The 20,195-nt window shown below is 40.5% G+C and carries 13 protein-coding genes; 8 read left to right on the top strand and 5 right to left on the bottom strand.

Annotation, left to right across the window (positions count from 1 at the left end; all coding sequences use genetic code 11):
- Positions 1–13: 13 nt before the first annotated feature.
- Both pflB and focA read right to left on the bottom strand, forming a co-directional pair.
- Positions 14–2,296, bottom strand: coding sequence for a formate C-acetyltransferase (gene pflB, locus DC083_RS02895; RefSeq protein WP_109188780.1), 2,283 nt, complete (start codon positions 2,294–2,296; stop codon positions 14–16).
- A gap of 46 nt (positions 2,297–2,342) precedes the next feature.
- A complete protein-coding gene (gene focA, locus DC083_RS02890) occupies positions 2,343–3,203 on the bottom strand; it encodes a formate transporter FocA (protein ID WP_109188779.1) in 861 nt (286 codons plus the stop codon).
- 598 nt (positions 3,204–3,801) lie between these two features.
- Between focA and DC083_RS02885 the strand changes: the two genes are divergently transcribed.
- The 4 genes from DC083_RS02885 (at position 3,802) to DC083_RS02870 (ending at position 7,956) form a co-directional block, all read left to right on the top strand.
- Positions 3,802–4,806, top strand: a complete 1,005-nt coding sequence (locus DC083_RS02885; protein WP_026879181.1) for a formamidase — start codon at positions 3,802–3,804, stop codon at positions 4,804–4,806.
- 565 nt (positions 4,807–5,371) lie between these two features.
- Positions 5,372–5,797 carry a DUF4878 domain-containing protein gene (locus DC083_RS02880; protein WP_157954879.1) on the top strand — a complete coding sequence of 142 codons (426 nt, stop codon included), beginning with the start codon at positions 5,372–5,374 and terminating at the stop codon, positions 5,795–5,797.
- Positions 5,798–5,970: 173 nt separating this feature from the next.
- On the top strand, positions 5,971–6,624 hold the full coding sequence (locus tag DC083_RS02875; RefSeq protein WP_157954878.1) for a C40 family peptidase: 654 nt from the start codon (positions 5,971–5,973) through the stop codon (positions 6,622–6,624).
- A gap of 561 nt (positions 6,625–7,185) precedes the next feature.
- On the top strand, positions 7,186–7,956 hold the full coding sequence (locus DC083_RS02870) for an endonuclease/exonuclease/phosphatase family protein (RefSeq protein ID WP_109188776.1): 771 nt from the start codon (positions 7,186–7,188) through the stop codon (positions 7,954–7,956).
- A 199-nt stretch (positions 7,957–8,155) separates the two neighbouring features.
- On the opposite strand, the gene DC083_RS02865 is transcribed toward DC083_RS02870, so the two are convergent.
- Together DC083_RS02865 and DC083_RS02860 are read right to left on the bottom strand one after the other, a co-directional pair.
- Entirely contained in the window at positions 8,156–8,767 is a 612-nt protein-coding gene (locus tag DC083_RS02865) for an IMPACT family protein (RefSeq protein WP_109188775.1), read from the bottom strand.
- A gap of 111 nt (positions 8,768–8,878) precedes the next feature.
- A complete protein-coding gene (locus DC083_RS02860) occupies positions 8,879–10,090 on the bottom strand; it encodes an aminotransferase-like domain-containing protein (RefSeq protein ID WP_109188774.1) in 1,212 nt (403 codons plus the stop codon).
- Between the two features lie 507 nt (positions 10,091–10,597).
- On the opposite strand from DC083_RS02860, the gene recC reads away from it, so the two are divergent.
- The 4 genes from recC (at position 10,598) to folD (ending at position 17,063) form a co-directional block, all read left to right on the top strand.
- Positions 10,598–14,449, top strand: coding sequence for an exodeoxyribonuclease V subunit gamma (gene recC / locus DC083_RS02855; protein WP_109188773.1), 3,852 nt, complete (start codon positions 10,598–10,600; stop codon positions 14,447–14,449).
- Between the two features lie 141 nt (positions 14,450–14,590).
- Positions 14,591–14,953, top strand: coding sequence for a hypothetical protein (locus tag DC083_RS02850; RefSeq protein WP_109188772.1), 363 nt, complete (start codon positions 14,591–14,593; stop codon positions 14,951–14,953).
- Positions 14,954–15,081: 128 nt separating this feature from the next.
- On the top strand, positions 15,082–15,942 hold the full coding sequence (gene rapZ, locus DC083_RS02845) for an RNase adapter RapZ (protein WP_229822651.1): 861 nt from the start codon (positions 15,082–15,084) through the stop codon (positions 15,940–15,942).
- Between the two features lie 236 nt (positions 15,943–16,178).
- Entirely contained in the window at positions 16,179–17,063 is an 885-nt protein-coding gene (gene folD / locus DC083_RS02840) for a bifunctional methylenetetrahydrofolate dehydrogenase/methenyltetrahydrofolate cyclohydrolase FolD (protein ID WP_109188771.1), read from the top strand.
- A gap of 130 nt (positions 17,064–17,193) precedes the next feature.
- Here folD and DC083_RS02835 read toward each other — a convergent pair.
- A partial coding sequence (locus tag DC083_RS02835) for a YadA-like family protein (RefSeq protein ID WP_192875279.1) occupies positions 17,194–20,195 on the bottom strand: 3,002 nt, incomplete at its 5' end.

Raw genomic sequence — 20,195 nt, 5'->3', positions numbered from 1 at the left:
TTTGTATGTAATATTACATCGTCTGTGTAAAGGTTCGAGTCACCACATCTTGCTGCTGCTCTCTGGTGAGAGAGTTAAAGCGTACAGCATAGCCCGATACCCGAATGGTGAGCTGTGGATATTTCTCTGGATGATCCATCGCATCAAGTAACATCTCACGATTCATCACATTGACATTCAGATGTTGTCCACCCTCAAACTCACTATCGTGATGGAAATATCCATCCATCATACCGGCAAGGTTCGCTTTACGCGCTTGATCATCTTTCCCTAAAGCATTCGGTACGATTGAGAAAGTATAAGAGATCCCATCTTTCGCATAAGCATACGGAATTTTCGCCACCGAGGTTAATGAAGCAATCGCCCCTTTCTGATCTCGACCGTGCATTGGGTTTGCACCAGGACCAAAAGGTTCACCTGCGCGGCGACCATCCGGCGTATTTCCTGTTTTCTTACCATACACCACATTAGAAGTAATGGTTAACACAGACTGGGTAGGTACTGCATTCCGATAGGTAGGGAGTTTCTGAATTTTCTTCATAAAACGCTCCACAAGATCACACGCAATATCATCTACTCGAGCATCATTGTTACCAAATTGTGGATACTCCCCTTCGATCTCAAAATCTACGGCAATGCCATCTTCATCCCGAATCGGTCTAACTTTGGCATATTTAATTGCTGAGAGTGAATCCGCCGCCACTGAAAGACCGGCAATACCACAAGCCATTGTCCGATAAACATCACGATCATGTAACGCCATCAAGGCCGCTTCATAGCTATACTTATCATGCATATAGTGAATGACATTAAGCGCTGTGACATATTGTGTCGCTAACCAATCCATAAATTGATCCATACTTGCCATTACTTTATCGTAATCCAAGATCTCATCAGTCATCGGCGCATGTTTTGGCCCGACTTGCATCTTCATCTTCTCATCCATACCACCATTGATACTGTAGAGAAGTGTTTTCGCAAGGTTGGCACGAGCACCAAAGAACTGCATCTGTTTACCCACGATCATCGGGCTCACACAGCAAGCAATCGCATAATCATCGCTACCAAAGTCCGGGCGCATTAAGTCATCATTCTCATATTGAATCGATGAAGTATCGATCGAAACTTTCGCCGCATACTCTTTAAAGCCTTGTGGGAGCTGTTCTGACCATAACACCGTTAAGTTAGGCTCAGGCGATGGCCCCATTGTGTAGAGTGTATTGAGGAAGCGGAAGGTGTTTTTAGTTACTAATGTCCGTCCATCTAAGCCCATACCTGCAAGGGATTCTGTGGCCCAAATAGGATCGCCTGAGAAGAGTTCATCATATTCAGGAGTTCGTAAAAAACGCACCATCCGTAATTTCATCACTAAATGGTCAATCAGCTCTTGCGCTTCGACTTCTGTTAAGCGTCCTGCTTCAATATCCCGTTGAATGTAGATATCTAAGAATGTTGATACTCGACCAAAGGACATTGCGGCTCCATTTTGCGATTTGACTGCCGCAAGGTAAGCAAAGTAAGTCCATTGTACCGCTTCTTGTGCTGTAGTCGCAGGTCCTGAGATATCAAAGCCATATTTTGCCGCCATCTCTTTCATTTGACCCAGTGCGCGATGTTGCTCAGCAATCTCTTCTCGAAGCTGAATCGTCATCTCTAGATCTTCTCCCGCTTCTAACCGAGATTGTAGTGAGGCAAATTGCTTGAATTTATCTTCCATCAAGAAATCAATACCATAGAGCGCAACTCGGCGATAATCTCCGATAATACGACCACGACCATACGCATCAGGTAAACCCGTTAAAACCCCGGATTTACGACATTTTAGAATATCGGGTGTATAGACATCAAATACCCCTTGGTTATGGGTTTTACGATATTCGGTAAAGATTTTTTTCAAATCAGGATCAAGCTCACGATCATACGCTTTACAAGATCCTTCCACCATTTTGATACCACCAAAAGGAATAATGGCACGTTTCAAAGGTGCATCAGTTTGTAAACCTACGATTTTCTCTAAACCTTCTTCGATATAACCGGCATCATGTGCGGTAATTGTAGAAGCTTTATCGGTATCAAAATCTACAGGTGCGTGAGTTTGGTTCTCAATCTTAATACCTTCTAGAACCTTTTCCCACAATTGGGTCGTTGCTGGCGTTGCGCCAGCTAAAAAGGACTCATCGCCTTCATAAGGGGTATAGTTTTTCTGAATGAAGTCACGTACATCAACGCCTTCTTGCCATTCACCTTGTTTAAAACCATCCCAAGCTTTCGCAAATTTTTCTTTTAAATCCAACATAATTTGTGTCCTTTTAATAAGGGAACTTTAAATTTTGGCCTAACGCTTATTGCTGCACTTGCTGATTTCTAAGATAGATCAGCCAATAAAAGAGACCTACTAACACCGCGCCACCCACAATGTTACCTATCGTGACGGGTAATAAATTATTGAACAAAAATTCCGTACTATTTAAATGAGGAAATGCCTCCGGCGATGTGCCCACTTGCTCCCAAAATGTTTGAGGAGCCCATTTTTTGATAATAATACCGAGCGGAATCAAAAACATATTCGCAATGCTATGCTCAAAACCACTCGCAACAAACATCGCTATCGGTAAAATGAGCGCAAATAATTTATCCATCAATGTCTTACCTGCATAGCTCATCCATACCGCTAAGCAGACCATCAAGTTTGCTAAAATCCCTAAACAGATCGCCTCTATAAAACTATGTTCTACTTTATGTTGCGCAAACTGTAACAAATTGAGCCCCCAAGCACCGCCGGCAACCTTATATTGTCCTGAAAACCAGATCAATCCGACAAAAAAGAGTGCGCCGATAAAATTGCCCAGATAGACATATCCCCAATGCCGAAGCATCTGTTGCCAACTAATTCTTCCCGTAGCTTTCGGGATAATTGTTAATACTGCCGAAGTAAAGAGATCCGCACCACAAACGACCACCAACATTAATCCTAATGAGAAACAGATTCCCCCAATTAACTTCGCCCAACCGATGGGTACTAAGCTCGTGCCAGTTGTCACTGTGGTGTAAAAGACTACGGCAATAGAGATAAATATTCCCGCCATAAAAGCTGATAACAATGTTTCCTTAAAAGATTTGCTTGCTTTATAACAATAAATATCATCAGCAACTTGAGCCATCTCTTTCGGTAACAATAAATTACAACCTCTATCTATTTTCATATCCGATCTCTTTATTGAAGTTCGTCTTACTACGCTGATGAATATAGCATAAGTAATACTTCAAAAATTTGACCTAGATTATGATAATTTATTATCAAATAATTTAAATAAAGTTAACTCACACCCATTTAAAAGCTATATTAATTGATAAATTATGGGTTTATCCATTTTATTCTTATATATCAATGAGTCATAACTCAGACGGAGCGACCTCATGATCTTCTCTTCTCTCTCTTTTCTGCCTTCTCAAATATCTCATCAAAAATATTAATGAAGAAATAAGAGATCCCATAGAAGAAAAATAGAATAAAAGCAGCATAAAAGAGCAGAACCAAGCGGACCGCGCCAATCGGCTCTCAATCATTTATCAATGCCTCCCAAATACACCCTACTTCTATCCATTATTTTCGATCTGCTATTTCCTAGATCGAAATTCTGGTATTTAACGTAATGCAATTTACAAAAACTTAAATACTTATCAATTTATTTAAAAATATTTCTTTTAATTATTTACTATCTATATTATATTAATAATGCGATTTAAATATTTTAGTCGCAGAATTTAATATCAAACAACTTTTTAGTAAGGAGTGATGTTATGGGTTCAATCGGAAGTATGACTAAACCTGAATTAGGTTTCCTCGTTGCAGCAGTACAATATCCTGTACCCGTTGTGAATAGCCGTGCAGATATCGACAAACAGATCGACAATATTGTACGTATTATCCATCATACAAAAGCAGGATATCCTGGCTTAGAGCTCATTATCTTCCCTGAATATAGTACACAAGGGTTGAATACTGAAAAATGGCTCACTGAAGAATTCTTAATCGATGTCCCTGGAAAAGAGACAGATATCTACGCACAAGCTTGTAAAGAAGCAGGTGTTTATGGGGTATTCTCTATTATTGAGCGTAATCCTGATCCTACCAAAAACCCTTTTGATACTGCGATTATCATTAATCCTGAAGGGGAAATTATTCTTAAATACCGTAAACTCTTCCCATGGACGCCGATCGAGCCTTGGTCACCAGGTGATCTTGGTATGCCAGTATGTGAAGGTCCTGGCGGTAGTAAATTAGCAGTTTGTATCTGTCACGATGGAATGATCCCTGAAGTAGCTCGCGAAGCGGCTTATAAAGGGGCAAACGTCTTTATCCGAATCTCTGGCTATAGCACGCAAGTACAAGATCAATGGATCTTAACCAACCGTTCAAATGCGTGGCATAATCTTATGTACACCGTATCTGTCAACTGCGCAGGTTATGATGGTACTTTCTACTACTTCGGTGAAGGCCAAATCTGTAACTTTGATGGAACCGTATTACAACAAGGAACCCGTTCACCCGGTGAGATTGTAACCGGTGAAATCTATCCTGTGCTAGCAGATGGCGCTCGCAGAACCTGGGGCTTAGAGAATAATATCTATAACCTTGGTAACCGTGCCTATGTGGGTGACCCAGGTGGCGACCACGAAACAGAACTAACTTATATCCACGATCTTGCTAATGGTAAATATAAATTGCCTTGGGATAAAGATATCAAGATCAAAGATGGTTCGATCTATGGTTATCCTGTAAAAGGTAAACATTACGACAAATAATGAGTCAGTCATCAATGGATAAGTCATGAATTCATCTGTAATGGATCACTAATTCATTACTGATTCATTACTGATTCATAGATAGGCAATATTAAAATAATCATCTCCAAATAGTTTTAAATTGCCTATCACTTATTCAATGAATTTCTCTTAAGATCAAGAGAGGTCAAAATTAAAAGCCTAGTTTTTGAAAGTACGATACTGAAAGTACTTCAAGACTAGGCTTTTCCATTGCCGATTATTCATAACCAATTTAATCGCTGACTTTATATAGTAAATTTGGTTTAAGAAAAATGATTTTAAACAACACTTGCAAGATGCCGGATAGAATGGCTTCCTTACTTATTACAGCCGATGCGCCGGCATTTAAATAAGCTTATTTTAAACCGACATAACTATAATATGTAACTTTAATAGCCGATAATAACCATTTCCTAAGCAAAAGAATCATCAAGTTAACTCACTAATATTAAAATAAAAAATCAAAACTATACATTTGTAAGTTAAAAAGGTTTATGTAATAATCGCATTATCTCTTAACCCCGAAATGATAAGGTTCTATACCATGAAACAATTAAAACTCTTTTTTACCCTCTGTATTTTTGCTTTTGTTGCTGTAGCGTGCTCTAACAATGCTGATTCACCTGAAGCGGCCACTAAAGAATTTGTGAAAGTATTCTTCGAAGGTAAAGGCGATAGCGATAAATTACTCGATATTATCTATGTACCTGATAGCGACAAAATGGATCCTCAAGAAAAATCAATGGTGATGGGTAAATTAGCCATGTTTACACAAATGGCCAAAGAAGATACCGATGCTAAAGGCGGCGTGAAAGAGGTTAAAATTGATAGTGTCACCTACAATGAAGATAAAACTCAAGCATCTGTTACTATGACAGTTGTTTATGGTAATGGTACAACGAATGATGGTGAGGGCAGTGCTTTAGATCTCATCAAACAAGATGGTAAGTGGAAAGTGAACCTTAAATAATCAATCAGTGAGTTATCATTAGATAATGATTGAACGATATCCATCGAAATAGAAAGAGATGCTGTGATTCCGGTCACAGCATTTTTTATTATTCCAGCTTACTATGATTCTCTCTTTTTACTACGCTCTGATCTCTCAGTCTTTCTTCTCGCCCTTTATCTTTCGTTATGGCAATGAAATCCTCTTTACTTCGTATTACCCTTCTAAGTCTACTTTTACTCTTGGTGCTCTTTTTGATCTTGAGTTATCTATTAGAGTTTCATTTTTGGCGGCAGTCTAAAAGCAACGATCTCTGGAATCACCCCCAAATGAACGAGCTACAAGTGGGCGATATCGTTTTTCGCTCCGCTTATGGTAAGGAGAGTCGCCTAATTGAGTGGGTCAGTGGCGGGAACTATAGCCATATTGCGGTAATTACCGATATAGCCCCTGAAATTATCGTCACGCATGCAACCACCAACGAAGATCCTCATTATCCCGATCAAGTACAATCTACGCCAATTACTCGATTTCTCTCCCCTGCAATTACGAAACAGTATCAAATTGTACGCCCCCATTTTTTGAGCGATGATACCCGACTACAGTTTGCTAATCTTCTCAAAGCACGATTAGGACAACCCTATATCCTTAAAAATCGAGAAGAATCAAATCTCTACTGTACAACGCTCCTCGAACAGGCGCTTCACATGCTCTATCCGCTGCCTGAACTTGAGTGGCAAACCCTCTCTATTCCGGGCTATCAAGGCGACTATCTCTTCCCCGATGCTTTTTTAGCGCTTCCCGATATTGAGCGATTACTACAAGATGATGAGTGGCTAGTGCATTAAACGCGAGGTAATTCTAGATTGATCCATTCATTGTAACAGTATGATTTTTCATATAAATAAGCGATAATAGATCGCTGATTCTGCCTCCCCTTCTCTCATTTTTAAATAAGCTAAAAGAAGATTTAAGCAGAAAGGGTGATGAATAATAGTGATATAGCAAATTGGGTTTAAGAAAAATAGTTTTAAAAATAGCTAGTATAGGATTTTAAAAGCACACCAAACCGTGCTAAACAACACTTGCAAGGTGCCGAATAGAACAGTTTTCTCGCCGCGATCAGCTGATGCCCGGCATTTCACTGATGCTTAGGATGCTTATTTTGAACCGATATTACTATAAATGATGGTGATATTAATAACAGCAATCTAACATCATCATTAAAACTTGCTATCCATTACGGAATCGATATTAAATCCCCCACAAAATAATAAATCAATAAATTATTTAATAAAACCTGATAATATTAAATAACCAATAAAAATATAATCTTAAACAAGTTAAAATAATCCTCTCAATTGAGGTAAAATGGTAAATTCATTGTTCCATAACCATCGATAACCATTATGAATAAGAAAGATCATCTATTTCGTTTTATCAAAGGCCAAAAAGAACGCGAAACACTGCACGGTGAGACGCGCCTTGATCGATTCTATCCTCTTGCTCGGGATAATCGCCTCAGCGTTATGGTATGGAATATCTACAAACAGCAAAAGCTTAATTGGCACACCATTTTGCAGGAATATGGGCGCAATCGAGATCTGATTCTTCTGCAGGAAGCAAAAGCCTCTGATGAACTCATTCAGTTCTCTCGAGCCCATTTTTTAGTTGGCGATCAGGTGCCGGCGATCAGTTTTAGTAAGGATTCTTATGGCGTGATGACATTAGCCGCAAGCTATCCGCTATACTCTCGCCCCTTTAGAACCACCGAGCCATTTCTTCGCCTTGCAAAATCGGCACTGATTACCATCTATCCGCTACACGATAAACGACTATTAATGGTCGTCAATGTTCATTCGGTAAACTTTAGCCTCGGCGTTAAAATTTATCGCGCGCAGATTCAATCAATTGCAGATCACGTCATCAATCATAATGGACCTGTGATCTTTGCCGGGGACTTCAATACCTGGAGCCGTAAGCGCTTACACCTACTCTATCTCTTTACTCGTAGAATGGGGCTTCGTTCTGTAAACTTTCACGAAGATCATCGAAAATCTGTCTTCAATTCACCCCTCGATTTTCTCTTTTATCGTGGATTGCATTTACAAAAAAGCGAAGTGATTAAAACTGATGCCTCAGATCATAATCCAATTTTAGTGGATTTCCGTGTAAGTTAATGATTGAGATGCACAACTTAAGATAGTGTGTATAGTCAGATCAGTTCAAAATAAGCTCATTTAAATGCCGGCGCATCGGTTGTAATAAGTAAGGAAGCTGTTCTATCCGGCATCTTGCAAGTGTTGTTTAAAACCATTTTTCTTAAACCAAATTTACTATACATCAAAATCAAAATCTATTTCAATATGCTATATCAGTCTATAGTTCTACCTGCTCGGTAATAAAGAGCGTGTCGACTTTAGCAAGACGCGCTAATAACTCAGAATAATCGTTGGCCCGCACCTGTAAGGTCATTTGGCAATTCACGCCATACTCCTCGGCAATTTTTTTGGCATTTAAGTCATTAATCACGTGATTCACATCATTTGTCGCCGGATAATCAAAAGTAAAAGAGACCGGTAACCCTATCGTTCGTGTCACAATCTTCGCTTTAGAGAGCGCATTACGCGCACCTTCTTGATAAGCCGACACTAAACCGCCGGTCCCTAACTTAATGCCCCCAAAATAACGTACTGACATTACTAATACATTAGTCAATTCAAAGGATCGAATCTGCCCTAAAATAGGTCTTCCGGCACTTCCGGAGGGTTCTCCATCATCATTAGCTCGGTATAACTCATAGCGATCGCCAAGCACATAAGCATAACAGAGATGTCGTGCATCATTATAGCGTTTACGATATTCTGCAAGCACAGCATCAATCTCCGCCTCTGTTTTCACGGGGACGGCAAAAGTAATAAATCGACTACGAGAGATGACAAATTCATCTTCGCTTAAGGCTGTAATGGTTTTATATTGATCACTATTCATAACGCCCTATTATACATAAAGTAGAGATAAAAAAGCGACCTTCGAAATAGACCGAAGATCGCGTTTTATTCAAGTCATCGATTGCGCAATTACCGACTGATTACATCTATTCTATGCCTGATCTGCTTGATAATGATCTAATGCTGCCGCTAAACGTCGACCTGCCTCATCGGCAATTTGATCAGTAATCGTCGCAAACGAGAGGCGTAGAGTTTCAACTTCAGGCGTTCCGACATAGAATGCCGCACCGGGTACGAATACTACCTCTTCTTCAATCGCATATTTAAGAAGTTTTGTGGCATCAACGCCTTTTGGAAGACGTGCCCACAAGAACATTCCGCCAGTAGGCTCTGCAAACGTAATGCGATCACCTAAGTGCTTACGCAATGAATCAATGAGCATTTGACAGCGCGCTTGATATGCTTTAGAAATAGCTTTAATACGGGGTTGTAAGCGGCCACTTTTTAGGTAATTAGCGACAATCAGTTGTGATAATACCGGTGTATGAAGATCTACTGCTTGCTTACAGAGTACGATCTTATTACGAATGACTTTATTCGTAACAATAAAACCTAAACGTAATCCCGGCACTAAGACTTTAGAGAATGAAGAGAGATAGATAATATGGGCCTTCTCCTCATCACTTTTCGCGAGTGAATAGATAGGCTTTACTTTTGAGTCTGTAAAACGAATTTCGCCATAAGGATCATCTTCAAAAATCACAAAATGATATTTAACCGCTAAGTCTAAAATACGCTGACGCTTCTCGGCAGAGAGCGTAGATCCCGTAGGATTCGCAAATGTAGGCACAATATAGAGCGCTTTAACAGGGCCTTTCTCTAAACGGGCCTCTAGTGCATCAACATCGATACCATCAGCGCCGCCGGCAACATCTTCTACGGTGGCACCGGTCATTTTAAAACCTTGAATCGCCGCTAAATAGGTAGGACGCTCTACTAAAATCGTATCGCCCTCTTCTAAGAAGGTACGCGCAATCAGATCTAACCCTTGTTGTGAGCCACTTGTGACCACAACTTCATCCGGCGTTGCCACGATATTACGATCGGCAATCATCCGCACGATCTCTTCCCGTAGAACTTCTTCACCATCCGTGGTGCTATATTGATAGGCATTGACAGAGCCTGAAGCGATTACCTCATTCAGCGCTGCGTTAATCCCGTCCATATCAAACATATCTGCCGCCGGAATACCGCCTGCTAATGAAACGATATTGGGCATTTTGCTATATTGCAACAGATCACGCACAATCGAGCTCTGTGAACCTTGAACGCGTTTTGCAAATAAACTCTCTAAATCTGCCATAATCCCTTACTACTCCTATTCAACTATTTATGGGTCAAAACGATTGCGCTGCTTTTTGCTACTCATATTTTTTTGCTGCTTATATTTTTTGCTACTTATATTGATATATTGCATTTATTTGCAGTATTGCCAAATCGTTTTGCACTTTATGCTGTTATTGTATTGTGATGTCGTTCAATGTGACATTCTTCAGTGTGACATTTTCCAATGTAACGTTTTCCAAAAGCCTTGGGTAAAGGATGGCGCAACGCTTTGCGCTCTCATACGGATTCTATGAAGCGCAACTCATAATATATCAAGAGGAAACCTGATTGATTGAACTTTGTTATACTAATGTAGCAAATAATATTGAGTTTTGAATGACTATTTTTCATAAAGATCCACTTGATCTAAAAGATAAATATCTTCATCCCTTTCAATATTAAACGTATTTCTAGCATTGATCTAACAGTCTGCAATCTCCAAAGGATGGGATATTGATAGCCAAATTTGAGGAATATTGTCTCTATGAGTTTTAATCTCTACTACGCAAATCACCTTGATACACTGCAACATATCGCCGGTTATCTTACACAAATTGACCCTCAACCCACCCCTTTTGACAAAGAGTATTTTCTTGTACAAAACTTTGGGATGGCACGTTGGATGCAGATTAGACTCTCAGAACAACTCGGTATTTTAACCCAAGCGGAATTTCTACTTCCCTCAAAGATGCTAATGAATCTCATTGAGATGATTTTTGCAACTGAAGAGCGGCAAAAGGCTCCGATTGAAAGACTCTCCAAAGATCAGCTCTTTTGGCCATTAGTGAAAATTATTGAGGAACTTCGACAATCCGATAATGATAACGAGAGAGAACTCTTTGCACCACTCTATGGTTATCTTGAAAAGTATCAAAATAGTCATCAGCTAGAGAATAGTCATCAACCGCCGAACCCCCTACTTGCCATAATGCATTTAGCGGAAACGTTAGCGACGATTTTTGATAAATATATTGTTTATCGTAGTCAATGGATCAATGCATGGGCCAATGGGCAACCAGCGCCCACCTATTTTGAACAACAGCTCCCGGAAACATTAGAGCATTGGCAATCGGCACTATTTCAAAAACTCTATAATGCCCTTGGTCGACCGCTCCATTTTGGATTAATTGCGCCGTTAATTGAGGAAAAACTACAAGATCCCAAGATTATTGCCAAACTCCCTAAGCGGATCTTTATTATCGGACTTAATTCACTGCCACCCCTCTTTTTAGATTTAATCGCCCAATTCTCTCAAGTGATGGATATTCATCTCTTCTTTAACAATCCTTCCCAATATTATTGGGGAGATCTCACGAAACAGATGGGATTACCGCAATTTGATTTTATAAACTTCTACGAAAATCGTAAAAGTCAGATCGATCCGATTTCCCCCTCTTTACGCGCATCTTTTGATCGAGAGATGCGCCTTGAAGAGATTCAAGCTGAAATCAATGAGTATTGGCAAAGCAGCTACGGCAATCCTCTCTTAGCATCCCTTGGAAAAGTGGGACGAGATCATCTGCATCTTTTGCAACAATATGAGGGGAAGCTCAATCTTACGACAATGGAAGCCTTCTCTGAGCCTGAAGTGACCTCTCTTTTATCACATATTCAAGCTGAGATATTTCATCTACGACCTGCCCGCGAAAGCGAGAAATATCCTATTGCAAACGATGATCATTCACTCTCCCTACACGTCACTTATAGCCCGATGCGTGAAGTGGAAGCGCTCTATAATCAGATCCTCCATTTGCTAGAAAAGGATCCTGATTTAGCGCCGGAAGATATTGTGATTATGACACCGGATATTGAGCAATACGCGCCTTTTATCGAGGCAATATTCGGTAGCGCCCCTGCTGAGCGATCACTCCCTTATGCCATCTCCGATATTAGTCTTAAAGAGAGTGATACGATCTTCACAACACTGCTCTCGCTTCTCTCTCTGCCTGAAAGCGCTTTTAAAGCAAGCGATCTTTTATTACTGTTACAAATGCCTGAGATGATGGCGAAATTCCATTTTGAAGAGCAGGATCTTTCACTCATTCATTATTGGGTCAATGATAGCAATATTAAACAGGCAATTGATGGCACTCATCTCACAGATGAGCTACAAACAGCTTATAATGCCCAAATTGATTGGGATATCAATACCTGGCGCTGGGGATTAGAGCGGATGCTGTTAGGCTATAGTACCGATCGCCTTACTCTCGATTATGAATCGGAAGCGCAATCTATCCCAAGCCTACTACCTTATCCCTATATTGAGGGGAGTAACGCTCAAATCTTAGGTCGACTCTGCTACTTTGTTGACCTACTGATTCAAACCAAAGCGGAACTCGCGACCGAGCGTCCTCTCACAGAGTGGCTCACAATATTACCGGTTATTTGGCAACGATTCTTTGAAGATAACAGTGATAATCGCGATAAACTTCATTACACCCAACAAATTTGGCAAGAGCTCATTGATGGTGCATTAGCGATTGATTTTAATGCCACGTTGCCCCTCAGCGCGTTAACAGCCTTGTTAGAGCAAAAACTCTTGGAAGAGAAACCAGAACAAAACTTTATTCAAGGTAAAATCACCTTCTGTTCCTTTATTCCGATGCGGACTATTCCTTTTAAAATGATTGGAATGATCGGTATGAATCAGAGTGATTTTCCGCAATCTACGATTTATCATAACTTCGATTTGATGCAATATCTGCCAATGCGCGGTGATCGCACTCGTAATACTGATGACCGCTATCTCTTCTTAGAAGCACTTCTCTCGGCGCAGCGTTATCTCTACTTGAGCTTTGTAGGTCGCTCTATTCGGGATAATAGTATTTTGCGTCCTTCTCTCTTAATCGATGAACTGCTTCGCTATATCGATCAAGTCGCACAAACAGAATCAGGGGAAAAGCCTTCCGAGGTTATTACCTATCATCACCCCATGGCCTCTTATAATGCATCGCTCTTTAATCCTAGTAGTCCAATTCAAAGCTTCCAAAATGAGTGGATATTGCATAATCCAACGGAGCATTTCTACGCACCTTACACGTATGACACACTCGTTGAACATTATAGTAATGAATCGCAACAGGATGAGCTATTACAACAGCTTTCACTTACTCATTTAATACAGTTCTATCAAGATCCTACGCAATATTTTGCCCGAATGCATCTCAATATGAATCCTTATCGCTCTCAAGAGATGCTGATTGAAGATGATGAACTATTTACCATTGTGAAAGGATTAGATGAATATCAATTACAGCAGACTTTAACGGATAATATCTTAGAGAAACTGCTTACTTCAACAGAAGATCCTATTTTTGATCAGCTTTTAGCGCAAGGATTGATCCATATTGAGCAGAATCTGGAGGAAAATCTGGAAGAAGAGATAGAAGAAGAGGCGAAAAATTCAGCATCAATTACAGCGTCAGATAAGATCGGTGAATCAAAAGGGAATGAGATCAAACTCTCCCTTGCTGATCGTCAAGCCATTGAGGGACTCTATCAACAATTTCGTCTCAAAGGGGCATTACCGAAATTTGCCTTTGGTCAATTGGCTTGGCAGATGCAGAGCCAATTTGCAGGTCATCTTGCCATTCACTTACGCGAAAAGGGCTACCCTTATGGTCAATTTAGCCAACATCGCTATCGTTACCAAAACCTGCTACTCACAGCAAAACTCCCCCTTGCCACACCCGATGGCGATCTTATTATATGGGATGTAGCATCGCTCAATTATAAACGCTCTATTAAAACCGCTATTTTGAATCTCTTCTTCCACGCCACTAAAACAGAGGATTCCCCCGGCACCTTATGGCTCTATAGTAAACATAAAGGGCAATTAGCGGCATTGAAAGGCGTTTCTCTTAGTAAGGAAGAAGCGCAGGAAAAACTTAATCACCTCATTCGTGGTTACCAGATTGGAATGAAAGCACCGATCCCTTTCCTCTACCAATTAGAGAGTCGTGATCCATTCTTCTTACAAAAAGAGATGCACGAGGTGATCACAAAGATCCTCTCCCAAGATCTCAATTATCCTTATCCTCTCAATCTCGACTCACTACAACCTATTGAACAGTGGAATCCCGAACAGTTCATCACCCTAATGAGTCAAAATCAATGGTTAGAAGATTTTACGGAAGAAGCCCAAGAGAGCTTTAAAACGTTCTTTGAAATCGCCGGACAATCAGAAGCCTTTAAACGCCTCTTCCCTAATGCCGGTATTCAAGTATTTATTATTGCTCTGCTCTTTACGATGCAATATGCAGATCCGCTGTTACAGCAAGTAGAGCTGATCACAAGTACCGGCAAGAATGGAGAAGATGAAGAGAAGAAAAAATAGAGAAAGAGGACTCGAGATAGGAAGAGAGATAGATCGGATAAAACTCATCCATTTTGTAAAGATTTATCTCCTTGAATCATAGAGAATTCTGCCGTACATTAATGCAGAATCTTCCTACTATATAATGTAAAAGAGAATAAGATGCCTCATTCTGAAAAAGATAAAACAGCCGATCATCTCTACCCTTCCTCTGATTATGATTATGATGGCATTGCCGGTACTTGGCTTGCCATTCCGCCTGTTTTTCATCTAGGCTTTGGCGTTGTGGCGCTTGCAGTATTGATCTTTCTACTGCCGTCAATTAACTTTCGGGGCCCACTTAAATATCTTTTTACCGATTACCAAGTTCCTATCGGGATTGGCATCGCACTCTTTTTTATTGCCTCAGCTCTTCTAAGTAAACTCAAGTCCTATCAAGTGAGTCATAAGACTCGGAAGAAACCGACAAAAACAAAATCTGCTAATCGCGCAAAAGTATCCCACAATAAAAAGGCCAATCGTTAAGGATATTTTTCAATCGCTTATAGGATAAATGTATCAGAAATGCTGAGAGAATGGCATAATGTGGGTTCGTTTCCAAGATCCCTTTCACTTGTCTATTTATACAATCCTACTATCAGGAGTCTTGCGCTATGATGCAAAAAATGATCATTATTAGTGGCCTATCCGGCTCAGGTAAATCGATCGCACTACAAACTCTAGAAGATGAGGGCTTCTTCTGTATTGATAACCTCCCACTCACCTTCATTCCTCAATTTTTACAAGAATTTCAACATAAAGATCGGCATCAAAAACTCGCTATCGGCGTAGATGCCCGAAGCTTCCCCGAAGATCTCTCTGCATCAGAATCCATTTTCGATGAAATCGAAGCATTTACCGCATTAAGTCCGCAAATTCTCTTCCTTGAAACCAATGATGATACGTTGATTAAGCGTTATAGCCATACTCGCCGGCGTCATCCTTTAACCTCCACTAAAGTCTCATTACTTGAAGCGATCAATAAAGAACGTGAACTGCTCTCCCCGCTTCGCTCTCGTGCAGATGTCACAATTGATACCACTTTCCTTAATGTCCACGAATTAAGAGCACTTCTCAAAGCCCGGTTACTAGAAAGTCATAAATCCACTCTTGCGATTCAGATCGTCTCATTTGGTTTTAGAAATGGAATCCCTTTAGATGCCGACTTTGTCTTTGATGCCAGAATGCTCACTAATCCTCATTGGGTACCCGAATTACGGGAATATACAGGACTTGAAGCGCCCATTATCGAGTATTTTGCCGAGATGCAAGATATCCAAGATTTCTATCAAGATATTCTCAACTTTATTACCAAATGGCTCCCTTCCTTCAAAGAGGGAACCCGTTCCTATCTAACGGTAGCCATTGGCTGTACCGGCGGTAAACATCGCTCCGTTTATCTTTCTCAAAAATTATTCGATGCCCTCGAAAAAGAAGAGAATGTGATCGTCAAACATCGCGAAATTACTGCATAACATATGCATTAAACCGAGAATAGAAAATAGAGAATAGATAGCAAAAATGAGGTTCAAAAATGAGAGAGAAAAATCATAATCGCTCTTAAACTTAAATCATTATTGTGTATCCATTCCCCTAACATCATCGAGAACCGATCTGATTATTCGAATCTTGATTCGCAGTAGTCACTATCGGTCTCATCATCACTCTTGAACTACCTAGTACAATCTACCATTGAGTAAGGAAATTTGTAATGAGTCAATTAATTGATGGCAAAGCTTTTGCCGAAAATCTACGTAAAACTATCGCATCACAAGTTGTCGATATTGAAAAAGAGCACCATATTCGCCCAGGTCTTGCGGTTGTGCTTGTTGGCGAAGATCCTGCAAGTCAAGTATATGTCCGTAACAAAGAGAAATTTGCCATTGAATGTGGCTTTAAGTCAGAGACTTTCCGTTTACCTGCAACGACTTCACAAGCTGAGTTACTTGAACTCATTCAGACGCTTAATAATGATGCAACCATTCACGGAATCTTGGTGCAATTACCGCTCCCTAAAGGCCTCAATGAAGAAGAGGTACTTTATGCAATCGATCCCCAAAAAGATGTCGATGGCTTTCATCCTATCAATATCGGACTTCTCTCGATCGGCAAACCCTCACTCATTCCTTGTACACCATTAGGCTCGCTCCTCTTGTTACAAGATAAATTAGGCAAAGACCTCTCCGGCAAACACGCTGTGATTGTAGGGCGATCTAATATTGTAGGTAAACCGATGATGCAGCTTTTGCTCAGTCAAAACTGTACTGTAACCGTAGCTCATTCCCGTACTAAAGATGTCGCAAGCCTCTGCCGAGAAGCAGATATTGTCATTGCCGCAGTCGGCGTACCTGAGCTCGTCAAAGGCGACTGGATTAAAAAAGGTGCGACAGTGATAGATGTAGGTATTAACCGCATTGAAGTCGATGGTAAAACCAAACTTGTCGGCGATGTAGAGTTCGCAACGGCTAAAGAAAACGCCGAATTTATCACCCCAGTTCCCGGCGGTGTAGGACCAATGACGATTGCTTGCTTACTTCGGAATACGCTTACCGCAATGTGCCAGCAACATAAAATTGTAGACCCGAATAAGTTGTAAAATAGATTATCGATAAAATTCTTTCGGTCAATTTTTGAATGGCAAAAATAGAGCCTAGCAAGTATTTAATCTTGCTAGGCTTCTTAATAAAAAGATCATCCTTGACCTTTTTCTGTGAGATCAAACGAAATTAATCCCAACCAAAAGCAACGCCAATACCAACACCGGCTTTATTTTGTGTATCGTATGAAGCATTAATCCGAAGTAGGCTCTTCTCACCCATCTTAAAGGTAAATCCTGCAGAAATAGCAGCTTCACTATCATAAACGGCTGTTCCTAGCCCAAATGAATATTTTGATGTTTCAACATACGGCATAGAAGCCATCGCCATTGCTCCCGCAATACCTGCACTTGCAATCTTACGGTTTTGATGAACGGTCTTCTCTATGGTATTGAGGCGCGTATCGTAATGCTTGAATTGATTTTGAATTGAAGTCACTTCCCGATCTACTTTCTGATCAAGCTCCCACAATTGCCCCCCATTTACGGCATCAGTAGAGTCTTTTTCGATCGCACCATTGGTAATGCCAGTGAGTTTATGACCCCCTAAATTCATCACCGTATCTTGATTCACTTCTTCATTTGCAATAATAATCTGATTCTTATCACGATCTAGCTTAAACATCTGATTCTTATCTAAAGCATTAATCGCACCACCAATTGTAATATGTGATTCACCTCCCACTGTAAATCCAGCATTTTCAGGGAAATAGACATTACCATTGTTATCGACCTTAGCTCCTCCTCCAATTAAGTTTGCTATCGCATTATTTGAAGTATAGAGTTGACTACCATTGATGGCATCACTAGAACCTTCTCCTATCTTACCATCAGCGACACCGGTCAATTTACGATCTCCTAATGGATTGTCATCTGTTGAATTGGCCCCACCAATATTGACAACATGACGATCACCTGCCAAATCATTATTAATAATTATTTGATCTCCTCTATTACCGTTGCTTGCAGTCGAACCTGATCCATTAGTTGGTGGTATTGATTCAACTGGAGTTGTTGGTTTAACTTCCGGTTTAGCTGTGACAGGAGGTTGATTAATCACAACATCTTGAGTATCACCGTTACCTGTTACGCCATCTGGTTTTGGAACTAAAACAACACCGGATTGACCCGTTTCTAAGTCTGTCACACGTTTATCAAGATTCTCAAATCCGGCATAAATAGTCGTTATTTGCTGCCCTTCTGGTAATCCTCTAAATGCACTTGAAAAATTAACGACAGGCTGCCCATCACTTAACAATACTGCTTTAGTACCCAATATTTCAAATAGCTGACCACCATTAATCGCATCGGTAGAATGATTTGCAATTATTCCATTATCCACACCTACCAATTTACGGGCAATAGGATTGCCATTTTCATCTACATTAGAGAAGTCAAAGACATTAGCATCTTTGGCAAGATTATTATCAATCACAATCTTCTCGCCATCGAGCTTCACAAGACCTGCTGTTCCTTGATTGATATTAGTAATTGATTGATCAATATTAGTAATCGCATCACCGACATTATTGACCTCTTTACCACCGACTTCATAGGTCGGGCCTTGCCAATTACCTTCATCATCAAGACTTCCACCACCTAAAGCTGTTCCTAATTGCGTCACATTTACCGCATCAGTTCCCACTTTACCCGCTGTAACACCTGCTAAAGTTCGAGTAGCACCTTCATTATTAGAGAAGTCAAAAGTATCAGCACCTTTGGCAAGTTCATTATCAATTACAATCTTATCGCCATCAAGCTTCACAAGACCTGCTGTTCCTTGGGTGATATTTTGGATATTCGTTGTATTTTCTTCAATACGCCCTTCATGATCCGCTAAGGTCTCCCCTACATACTCAAAACCAGCTTCAACACCATCCTCAATCGCTTTATCTTTAGGAAGACTTAATGCAACTGTATAATTAGGGGCTTTAAACCGACCTGTCTCTTTATCATACTCTGCACCACCACCAAATGCCTCAGCAATACCGTCTAATCCAACATCTCCTTTAGCTTGAACATTTTTAAGTTGCGCTAAGTTAACGGCATCAGCATCTTCTTCACCTGTCGCAACGCCAGTAATTTTATTACCACCAGCATTGATGCCATCTTGCGTGATGCTTGGGCCTGGTTTGCCATCTTTACCAATGATAGTTAAACCTGTACCGTTGAGAAGAACATTATCGCCTACTTTCACACCACCGTTATTCACAATAGTATTACCAGTAGTAACCGAACCTTCTTCGCCAAGGTTAAGATTTTTCGCAAGGTTCACTTTAATGCCGTTCTCATCTACAGAGGTTGTGATATTGTCATCACCTTTGATATCGAGCTTCTCATTGAGCTTAACCGCTAAATCATCACCTCTATCTGCACCAAACTTGAGACCATCGTCAAGGCTTGCAACTTCTTTCTCATTGCCTTCCTTATCTTTATAAACGATACGAACTTCACCATCTTTACCGTCTAAGCCTGGGCTACCGTCTTTCACTGAGATATTCAATTCTGGCGATTTACCATTTTTACCAGCAGGACCGGTTAAACCGATAGATCCATCTTCACCATTAATAACAACTGAAGATCCATCTTTACCGTTAACACCGATCTTACCATCTACGCCACCTTCACCATCTTTACCTGGTTTTCCGACTTGAAGATCATTGATGCCGGTTAACTTCGATGACATCTTAACGACTAGATCACCATCATCATTAACATCAACACGGAGGTTTTCCGCAGTTGCGTCAGCATCATCTGCTAAATCACCTTTGATAGTTAAAGTCTCACCAAGTTTCTTCTGAACTTCGCCTTTGTTACCGGCAAACTTAAGACCTGCCTCTGTAAGACCTTCTTTAACTTCATCTAACTGACCTTTGTTAACGGCATCTTTACCATCTTTACCATCAGCAACACCTGCGATCACTTTATCGCCTGCGTTGATACCATCTTTAGTGACACTTGGGCCATCTTTGATGATTAAGCCTTGATCGCCAAGCGTAACGTTCTCGCCTACTTTCACACCACCGTTATTCACAACAGTCTGACCAGTCGTCAAGGATCCGTCTTTACCTAGGTCAAGATTCTTAGCAAGGTTTACTTTAATGCCCTCTTCATCAATAGAGGTTTCGATAT

This window comes from Ignatzschineria ureiclastica, from assembly GCF_003121845.1.
GTDB classification, from domain to species: Bacteria; Pseudomonadota; Gammaproteobacteria; order Cardiobacteriales; family Wohlfahrtiimonadaceae; genus Ignatzschineria; species Ignatzschineria ureiclastica.
The sequence above is the reverse complement of the archived record's forward strand: the minus strand, read 5'-3'. Positions and strand labels throughout refer to the sequence as shown.

Coding starts and splice junctions, on each gene's coding strand:
- DC083_RS02865 (WP_109188775.1), bottom strand. CDS start 8,767: ATGAATAGTGATCAATATAAAACCATTACAGCCTTAAGCGAAGATGAA.
- DC083_RS02885 (WP_026879181.1), top strand. CDS start 3,802: ATGGGTTCAATCGGAAGTATGACTAAACCTGAATTAGGTTTCCTCGTT.
- pflB (WP_109188780.1), bottom strand. CDS start 2,296: ATGTTGGATTTAAAAGAAAAATTTGCGAAAGCTTGGGATGGTTTTAAA.
- folD (WP_109188771.1), top strand. CDS start 16,179: ATGAGTCAATTAATTGATGGCAAAGCTTTTGCCGAAAATCTACGTAAA.
- DC083_RS02880 (WP_157954879.1), top strand. CDS start 5,372: ATGAAACAATTAAAACTCTTTTTTACCCTCTGTATTTTTGCTTTTGTT.
- recC (WP_109188773.1), top strand. CDS start 10,598: ATGAGTTTTAATCTCTACTACGCAAATCACCTTGATACACTGCAACAT.
- rapZ (WP_229822651.1), top strand. CDS start 15,082: ATGATGCAAAAAATGATCATTATTAGTGGCCTATCCGGCTCAGGTAAA.
- DC083_RS02875 (WP_157954878.1), top strand. CDS start 5,971: ATGAAATCCTCTTTACTTCGTATTACCCTTCTAAGTCTACTTTTACTC.
- focA (WP_109188779.1), bottom strand. CDS start 3,203: ATGAAAATAGATAGAGGTTGTAATTTATTGTTACCGAAAGAGATGGCT.
- DC083_RS02850 (WP_109188772.1), top strand. CDS start 14,591: ATGCCTCATTCTGAAAAAGATAAAACAGCCGATCATCTCTACCCTTCC.
- DC083_RS02860 (WP_109188774.1), bottom strand. CDS start 10,090: ATGGCAGATTTAGAGAGTTTATTTGCAAAACGCGTTCAAGGTTCACAG.
- DC083_RS02870 (WP_109188776.1), top strand. CDS start 7,186: ATGAATAAGAAAGATCATCTATTTCGTTTTATCAAAGGCCAAAAAGAA.